This is a genomic window from Prescottella defluvii (genome assembly GCF_000738775.1).
GTDB classification, from domain to species: Bacteria; Actinomycetota; Actinomycetes; order Mycobacteriales; family Mycobacteriaceae; genus Prescottella; species Prescottella defluvii.
In genome coordinates this window covers 1-807 of the sequence record NZ_JPOC01000249.1, presented here as the reverse complement: position 1 = coordinate 807, position 807 = coordinate 1, and the positions used below count along the sequence as shown (strand labels likewise).

Genomic DNA, 807 nt, shown 5'->3' with positions numbered 1-807 from the left:
ACCAGCCCACCGCCGAGCGCCTTGCCCAGGATGTAGACGTCGGGGACCACCCCCTCGTGGTCGCACGCGAAGGTCTCCCCCGTCCGCCCCAGACCGCTCTGGATCTCGTCGGCGAGCAGCAGGATGCCGCGGTCGTCGCACAGCCGTCGCACGCCCGCCAGATAGCCGTCGGGCGGCACCAGCACGCCCGCCTCACCCTGGATCGGTTCGACGAGGACGGCGACAGTGTTCTCGGTGATCGCGTCCGCCAGTGCGTCGACGCTGCCGTACTCGACGGACGGAAAGCCTGGAGGGAACGGCCCGAATCCCCCGCGGGCGTCCGGATCGGACGAGAACCCGACGATGCCGATGGTGCGCCCGTGGAAGTTGCCCGCGCAGGTGATGATCTCGGCACGATCGCGCGGGACGCCCTTGACGTCGTACCCCCACTTGCGGGCCAGTTTCAGTGCGGTCTCCACCGCCTCGGCACCGGTGTTCATCGGCAGGACCGCGTCCTTGCGGCACAGCCGCGCGACGTCGGCGCAGAACTGCGCGAACCGGTCGTGCTGGAACGCGCGACTGGTCAGCGTGAGCCGGCCGAGCTGTTCCCGCGCGATCTCGACCAGTTCGGGGTGCGCGTGCCCGAAGTTCAACGCCGAGTAGCCGGCCAGGACATCGAGGTACTCGACCCCGTCGATACCCCGGACCCACGCCCCCGATCCGGATTCGACGATCACCGGCAGCGGACTGTAGTTGTGGGCGCTGTGCGCGTCGGCGCGGTCGAGTTCGCGGCGCGTCGCAGCCGTCACCGGTACGAGTCCGGCATCG

1 protein-coding gene is annotated in these 807 nt (G+C 70.0%); it reads right to left on the bottom strand.

Annotated elements, in window-relative coordinates:
* Positions 1 to 807 (bottom strand): aminotransferase class III-fold pyridoxal phosphate-dependent enzyme (locus tag IJ15_RS0124740; RefSeq protein WP_037136451.1); only part of this gene is annotated, 807 nt, incomplete at both ends.